Source organism: Streptomyces himastatinicus ATCC 53653, assembly GCF_000158915.1.
GTDB classification, from domain to species: domain Bacteria; phylum Actinomycetota; class Actinomycetes; order Streptomycetales; family Streptomycetaceae; genus Streptomyces; species Streptomyces himastatinicus.
The window spans coordinates 5,689,403-5,696,348 of sequence record NZ_GG657754.1 but is presented as its reverse complement, the minus strand read 5'-3'; the positions used below and the strand labels follow the sequence as shown (position 1 = coordinate 5,696,348).

Below are 6,946 nucleotides of genomic sequence, written 5' to 3'. Positions count from 1 at the left end.
CCCGACGGAGGCGACGCGGCGCCACTGGTCCCGCACGAGGGTCCGCCCGCGCGCGAGCAACTCCCTGAACTGCCGTGATCTGGCTTCAGGCACGACGGACCAGCCCCTTTCGCCACCACACACCTGCGTGGGGGACACTTAATCACCAGACGTATGTGTTGATCATGGAGGAGCCACCCGTGGAGTTCGACGTCACCATCGAGATCCCGAAGGGTTCGCGGAACAAGTACGAGGTGGACCACGAGACGGGGCGCATCCGTCTCGACCGTCGACTCTTCACTTCGACCAGCTACCCGGCGGATTACGGCTTTGTCGAGAACACCCTCGGCGAGGATGGCGACCCGCTGGATGCCCTGGTCATTCTCGACGAGCCGACGTTCCCCGGCTGCCTGATCAAGTGCCGTGCGATCGGCATGTTCAGGATGACCGACGAGGCGGGTGGCGACGACAAGCTGCTGTGCGTGCCCGCGTCGGACCCGCGGGTCGAGCATCTGCGTGACATTCACCACGTGTCGGAGTTCGACCGCCTGGAGATCCAGCACTTCTTCGAGGTCTACAAGGACCTGGAGCCCGGCAAGTCGGTCGAGGGGGCCAACTGGGTGGGACGCGCCGAGGCCGAGGCCGAGGTCGAGGCGTCCATCAAGCGCCTCGAGGCGTCCGGCGGCCACTGAGCCACCCCATCCGAACGGGCCGGCCATGAGGTCGGCCCGTTCGGCATTTACACAGTTCAGAGCAGGTAAGCCGCAGGTCAGAAGCCGCGGGTGCGCTTGGCCGCGCGACGTCCTGAGGGGTCGTCCCCGCTGCCCGGGATCTTGAGGAACAGCCGGGCCGCCTCGCCACCCAGGTTCACCCCGATGGCGATCGCCAGGGCCAGTGCCGCCGCCTGGGTGAGGTGGGGGATGCCGCGGTCCAGATTTCCCTGGGCGAGGGCGAGCAGTCCGAAGTACGTCGCGCTACCGGGCAGCAGCGGCCCGATCGCCGCCGTGACGTACGGCAGCGCCGACGCGTAGCGGTAGCGGGAGAGCAACTGCCCGAAGAGGCCGACCAGCCCGGCGGCCACGGTCGTGGCGGCGACCGGCGGCACGCCGGCGGTGTCGGCGAGCGCGCCGTAGACCACCCAGGCGACCCCGCCGTTGAGCGTGGCGAACAGCACGGTGTGACGTTCCTGCTGGAGCAGGATGCAGAACGTCAGCGCGAGCAGCATCGCCGCCACTATCTGGACGACCGGCTGCACATCACCATGGCCCAGCGTCGCCTCCGGGTTCAGCTTCGCGTTCAGCTGGAGCCCGCCGTACAGCACGGTGAGCACGCCGCAGACGATGCCGACGATCAGGTAGCCGACCTCCAGCAGCCGGGCGGCGGCGGTGATGTAATACCCGGTCAGCCCGTCCTGGACGCTCGCCACCAGGGCCCGCCCGGGGATCAGCGCGAACAGCCCACCGGTGATCACCGCGGACGACTGGAGTCCCGCGCCCATGAGGCTGAGCGCGATGCCCATCGCGGCGGGCGGCATCGCCGCGACCACGAACTGGTAGAACTCCGGCAGTCCGCGCCCGGACGCCAGCCACGCCAGCCGGTCGCCGAGCATCGCGCCGATCGCCGCCGCGAAGAACACCGGCCAGGCACCGCCGACCAGCATGCTCGCCGCGCCCGCCAGCCCGCCGGCGGCCACGGTGAGCGCCCAGCCGGGGTACGGGTGGCGGTTACGGCGGATCTCGGCCAGCCGGCGGTACGCCTCCTCCAGGGTGAAGTCGTCCTGCGAGGTGATGTCGTCGACGAGCCGGAAGACCGCGGCCAGCCGGTTGTAGTCGGTGCCCCGGCGGCGCACCGTACGGCTGGCGGTGACCGGGTCGTCGACCAGCGAGGGCTGGTAGCTGACCGACAGCAGCGTGAACGTCACGGTCGGCTCGCAGCGGTCGAGCCCGTACGCGTGCGCCACGCCGAGCATCGCCGCCTCGACGTCCTCGGCGCCCTCGCCGCCCGCGAGGAGCAGCTCGGCGATGCGGAGAGTGAGATCGAGCACACGGGGGACGGCGGGGCCCGTGTCGTCCTGTGCGTCGGTGCGCTCGGCCGGGGTCGGGCGCTCGCTGATCGGCATCCGCAGCATCGTGCGCATCCGGTCCTGCCAGGGCGAATCCTTGGTCAGCCGGATCATGGGTATGCCGTTCGGCGGCGTGAAGGCCGGGAAGCCGCCGGTGGTCTGGTTGGCCGTCGTGATGACCCCGGCGGGTGCCACGAAGGCCGAGCCCTCGGTCTCGGGGGCGGTCGGCTCGGTGGCCAGCCCCTGGGGGATGGCGAACTCCGAGGTCGGGTGCTCACCATCGGGCGAGGGCGGCCTCGGTACGCCCTGGGGCGGTGTGAAGGCGCTGTGCGCCTCATCGGACTGCGGCTTGCGGTTCTCCGCCGTATCCGTGTCCTGCGTGCCCGCGCCACGCTGCCCGTACTGTCGGTCCGACCCCACTGCCTCGCTCCTCGACCGCCTCCCCGTCACTTCTTCCAGCAGCCACGATGCAACATCGGCGGCCACCGAAGCCCATTGTGCGGGCAGGTGGCCGCCGAGTGGGAGTGGGGGCAGCGTGTGCGACGGGTGTGTAGTGGAGTGACCCCTGTGAAGTGACGGTGAAGATTGGCCCCGGACGGGAACGCCGGGCCCCGGTCAGCGCTCGGGGCGCCGCCCGGTCAGCGCTTGGCGTGGCGGCCGCGCGGCCCCTGCTGGTCGGCCCCCGGCCCGGCCGGTGCCTCGGCGGCCGCCTTCTTGGACTGGCTCCGGGCCCGCAGGAACTCGATCACGATCGGGATGACGGACAGCAGGACGATGCCGACCAGGATCAGCTCGATGTGCTTGTGGACGAAGTCGACCTTGCCGAGCGACGCGCCGAGCAGGGTGACGCCCGTGCCCCACAGCACACCGCCGACGATGTTGAAGATGATGAAGGAGCGGTAGTTCATCCGGCTCACGCCCGCGATGATCGGCGTGAACGTCCGCACGATGGGCACGAAGCGGGCCAGGATCAGGGACTTCGGGCCGTGCTTCTCGAAGAACTCATGCGCCTTCTCCACGTTCTCCTGCTTGAAGAGCTTGGAGTCCGGGCGCTTGAAGAGTGCCGGGCCGACCTTCCGGCCGAAGAGGTAGCCGACCTGGTCACCGACGATCGCCGCGACGGCGACGGCCGTGCACACCAGCCACAGATCCTGCTTGATCACCTCGGTGGTGACCAGCAGACCGGTGGTGAACAGCAGCGAGTCGCCCGGCAGGAAGAAGCCGATGAGCAGGCCGGACTCCGCGAAGACGATGGCCAGCACGCCGAGCAGCCCGAAGGTTTCGATCAGATAGTCCGGGTCCAGCCACTGAGGGCCGAGCGCGAGGGTGGTCACGGGTCACAGGCTCCTGGGTCGAGGGGTGCAGGCTCGTGCTCGTGCGAGGCCCGGCCGCAGGGTCGGGGTACGGACTGCTGCGGGGTTCATCGCTTCGCAGTGTGCCGCCCAAAGCTATCAACGCCCTGTGGGTGCCCGTGGTTCCCGCCGGTCGCCCGCACCCCCTGGGGGATGCCCCTCAGCCGTGGCGCTCCGCGTTGGCCCGGATCGCGGCGTGGAGGTAGGCGGCGAGCCCCGGCTTGGCCTTGTCGATGTTCTCGGTGAAGCGGTGATCCGTCACATAGTTCTCGGCGATACAGGCATGGAGCTGGTGGGAACAGTCGTAGTGGTTCCGGCTGATCCCCTGCCGGTGCTCCTCGGCGAGATCCATCGCGGCCTCGGACTCCGGCGCGGCGCCCGACTCCATCAGCGCGACGAAGCGGTCGTTGAGCGCGTCGGCCTCGGCCTGGATCCGCTGCCAGTCCTCCTTGGTGTACGAGGCCGCCCTGCGCTGCGACTCCCGGTACGCCTCGGTGTCGCCCCAGCGCTCCTCGACCTCGTCCGCGTACTGGTCCGGGTCGAAGTCCCCGAAGACCTCGAACTTCTCCTCCGGGGTGAGATTGATGCCCATCTTCCGTGCCTCCATGGCGTGTTCGACGGCGGCGGCCATCTTCTGGAGCTGCTCGATCCGGTCGCTCAGCAGCGAGTGCTGACGCCGCAGGTGGGCCTGCGGATCCGCGTCCGGGTCGTCGAGGAGGACCGCCACCTCGTCGAGCGGAAAGCCGAGTTCCCGGTAGAACAGGATGCTCTGGAGCCGGTCGAGGTCGGCGTCGTCGTACCGCCGGTGCCCGACCGTGCTGCGGGCGCTCGGGCGCAGCAGCCCGATCTCGTCGTAGTGGTGCAGCGTGCGCACCGTGACCCCGGCGAAGCCCGCGACCTGTCCCACCGAATAGCTCATGACCTGGTCCGCTCTCCCTGCATGTCTTTGTACGGGGGGCCCGTACGGGCTCCACGGTGGCGCCTCACGTCGCGTGAGGTGCAAGTCCGGATGCCGAAATCATGCGGGCGCGATGCGCGTTCCCTGGCATCCTGCCGATTGTGCTGGGGATAACCGATCTTTCGACGTATCTGGCGGGCCTCGCCCTGATCATCCTGCTGCCGGGCCCGAACTCGCTCTATGTGGTGTCGGTCGCCGCCCGCCGCGGTCCGCGCACCGCCTACCGGGCGGCGGGCGGGGTGCTGTGCGGGGACGCGGTGCTGATGACGCTGTCCGCGGGCGGCGTGGCGTCGCTGCTCCAGGCGAGCCCGGCGCTCTTCGCCGTGGTGAAGTTCGCCGGTGCGGGCTATCTGACCTGGCTCGCGGTGGGCATGCTGCGCGGGGCGCGGAAGCTGTGGCGCCAGGGCCCGGGCAGCGGCGCGCGGGCCGCCGAGGCGACGGCCGGGGCTTCCGAGGACGGCGCGGACGGCGTGGCGTCCGGGGCGGTCGAGCGGCCCTATCGCCGGGCCCTGGTCGTGAGCCTGCTGAACCCGAAGGCGATCCTGTTCTTCATCTCCTTCTTCGTGCAGTTCGTCGATCCGGAGTACGCCCATCCGGCGCTGTCCTTCGTGGCGCTGGGCCTCTGGGCGCAGCTGTTCAGCATCACCTATCTGTCGCTGCTGATCTTCGGCGGTACGTATCTCGCGGCCGTCTTCCGGCGGCGCAAGCGGCTGACGGCCGGGCTGTCGGCGGGCGCGGGGGCGGCGTTCCTGGGCTTCGCGGCGAAGCTGTCGCTCAGCAGCGCGGGCTGACGGCCACGGGCTGACGGCACGGGCTGACGGCACGGGATCCGGACGGCGCGGGATCCGGGCATTTGCGCCATATGTCCGTAATTTAATGGGCATGGCACTTCACGGCGGCAGGCGCGACACGGCAAAGCGGCCCGACATCTCGGTCAACCCCATCTACGGCGTGGCCGATCCGGTCAGCGGCATGACGACGAACCCGCCGCGCCGCTGCCTCCCCGACGGGCCCATGGCGCCCTCGGCCGCGTACCAGCTGGTGCACGACGAGCTGATGCTCGACGGCAACGCCCGTCAGAATCTCGCCACCTTCGTCACCACCTGGATGGAGGCACAGGCGGGGCGGCTGATGTCGGACTGCCGGGACAAGAACATGATCGACAAGGATGAGTACCCGCGCACCGCGGAGCTGGAGCGGCGCTGTGTGACCATCCTGGCCGACCTGTGGCACGCCCCCGACCCGCATACGGTGATGGGCTGCTCCACGACGGGGTCGAGCGAGGCGTGCATGCTCGCCGGACTGGCCTTCAAGCGGCGCTGGGCCAAGCGGAACCCCGTCCGCTATCCGGCCACCGCCCGGCCCAATCTGGTCATGGGGATCAACACCCAGGTGTGCTGGGAGAAGTTCTGCGCCTACTGGGAGGTGGAGCCGCGGCGAGTGCCCATGGAGGGCGACCGGTTCCACCTCGACCCCGGGGCCGCCGCCGAACTGTGCGACGAGAACACCATCGGGGTCGTCACCATCCTCGGCTCGACCTTCGACGGGTCGTACGAGCCGGTCGCCGAGGTGTGCGCGGCCCTGGACGACCTCCAGGAGCGCACCGGGCTCGACGTACCGGTCCATGTGGACGGCGCCTCGGGCGCGATGGTGGCGCCGTTCCTCGACACCGACCTGATGTGGGACTTCCGGCTGCCCCGCGTCTCCTCCATCAACACCTCGGGGCACAAGTACGGCCTGGTCTACCCGGGGGTGGGCTGGGCGCTGTGGCGTACGCCGGAGTGCCTGCCCGAGGAGCTGGTCTTCCGGGTCAACTACCTGGGCGGCGAGATGCCGACCTTCGCGCTCAACTTCTCCCGGCCCGGCGCCCAGGTGGCCGCCCAGTACTACACCTTCCTGCGGCTGGGCCGGGACGGCTTCCGCGCCGTCCAGCAGACCTCCCGCGACGTGGCCTGCTCGCTCTCGGCACGGATCGCGGAGCTGGGCGACTTCAGGATGCTCACGCGTGGCGACGAGCTGCCGGTCTTCGCCTTCACGACGGCGGAGGAGATCACCAACTTCGACGTGTACGACGTGTCGCGGCGGCTGCGCGAACACGGCTGGCTGGTGCCCGCGTACTCCTTCCCCGCGAACCGCCAGGACCTGTCGGTGCTGCGGGTGGTGTGCCGCAACGGCTTCTCGGCGGACCTGTCCGACCTCTTCCTGGACGACCTGCGGACGCTCCTGCCCGAACTGCGGAAGCAGTCGGCTCCGATGGAGCGGCCCGTGGAAGTCGCGACGGCCTTCCACCACTGAGAGGGGTTCTTCTCAACCCGCCTGAGCGGTGGCGCGGAGCAGCTCGACCCTGCGCCGCACGGCCTCCAGGGCGCCCGGCCTCCGGCCCGGCACCCGGCCCCGCAGATCGATCAGCATCGGCGCGAGGGCATGCGCCCGGGCCGGTTCCTGGACGAACTGCCACTGGTGGTGGGCCCGGTCCACCGCGCCCTCCACCTCGGGGTGTCCGGTCGGCTCGCCATTGCCCAGCCGGGCATCGGCCACCGCCAGCCACAGCTCACACGCGCGGGCCGGATCCCCGGCGATCCGGGCGAGGTCGGC

The 6,946-nt window shown here is 70.2% G+C and carries 6 protein-coding genes and 1 pseudogene; 3 read left to right on the top strand and 4 right to left on the bottom strand.

Annotation, left to right across the window (positions count from 1 at the left end):
- The first annotated feature begins 179 nt into the window (after positions 1 to 179).
- Positions 180 to 671 carry an inorganic diphosphatase gene (locus SSOG_RS24120; RefSeq protein WP_009716864.1) on the top strand — a complete coding sequence of 164 codons (492 nt, stop codon included), beginning with the start codon at positions 180 to 182 and terminating at the stop codon, positions 669 to 671.
- 77 nt (positions 672 to 748) lie between these two features.
- Here the strand turns inward: SSOG_RS24120 and SSOG_RS24115 are convergent, their stop codons facing one another.
- From SSOG_RS24115 to SSOG_RS24105, 3 genes are all read right to left on the bottom strand, one after another.
- Positions 749 to 2,461, bottom strand: a complete 1,713-nt coding sequence (locus SSOG_RS24115) for a threonine/serine exporter family protein (protein ID WP_009716863.1) — start codon at positions 2,459 to 2,461, stop codon at positions 749 to 751.
- A 218-nt stretch (positions 2,462 to 2,679) separates the two neighbouring features.
- On the bottom strand, positions 2,680 to 3,375 hold the full coding sequence (locus SSOG_RS24110; protein WP_009716862.1) for a DedA family protein: 696 nt from the start codon (positions 3,373 to 3,375) through the stop codon (positions 2,680 to 2,682).
- 178 nt (positions 3,376 to 3,553) lie between these two features.
- Complete coding sequence (locus SSOG_RS24105) at positions 3,554 to 4,312, bottom strand: MerR family transcriptional regulator (protein ID WP_009716861.1); 759 nt, start codon at positions 4,310 to 4,312, stop codon at positions 3,554 to 3,556.
- A gap of 140 nt (positions 4,313 to 4,452) precedes the next feature.
- Between SSOG_RS24105 and leuE the strand changes: the two genes are divergently transcribed.
- Together leuE and gad are read left to right on the top strand one after the other, a co-directional pair.
- Positions 4,453 to 5,142 (top strand): leucine efflux protein LeuE, encoded by a 690-nt coding sequence (gene leuE / locus SSOG_RS24100; RefSeq protein ID WP_009716860.1) that lies wholly within the window; start codon positions 4,453 to 4,455, stop codon positions 5,140 to 5,142.
- A gap of 91 nt (positions 5,143 to 5,233) precedes the next feature.
- Positions 5,234 to 6,646, top strand: coding sequence for a glutamate decarboxylase (gene gad / locus SSOG_RS24095; protein WP_039941623.1), 1,413 nt, complete (start codon positions 5,234 to 5,236; stop codon positions 6,644 to 6,646).
- Between the two features lie 12 nt (positions 6,647 to 6,658).
- Here gad and SSOG_RS24090 read toward each other — a convergent pair.
- Positions 6,659 to 6,946, bottom strand: a pseudogene (locus SSOG_RS24090) (hypothetical protein); the annotation flags it as partial.

Coding starts and splice junctions, on each gene's coding strand:
- SSOG_RS24105 (WP_009716861.1), bottom strand. CDS start 4,312: ATGAGCTATTCGGTGGGACAGGTCGCGGGCTTCGCCGGGGTCACGGTG.
- gad (WP_039941623.1), top strand. CDS start 5,234: ATGGCACTTCACGGCGGCAGGCGCGACACGGCAAAGCGGCCCGACATC.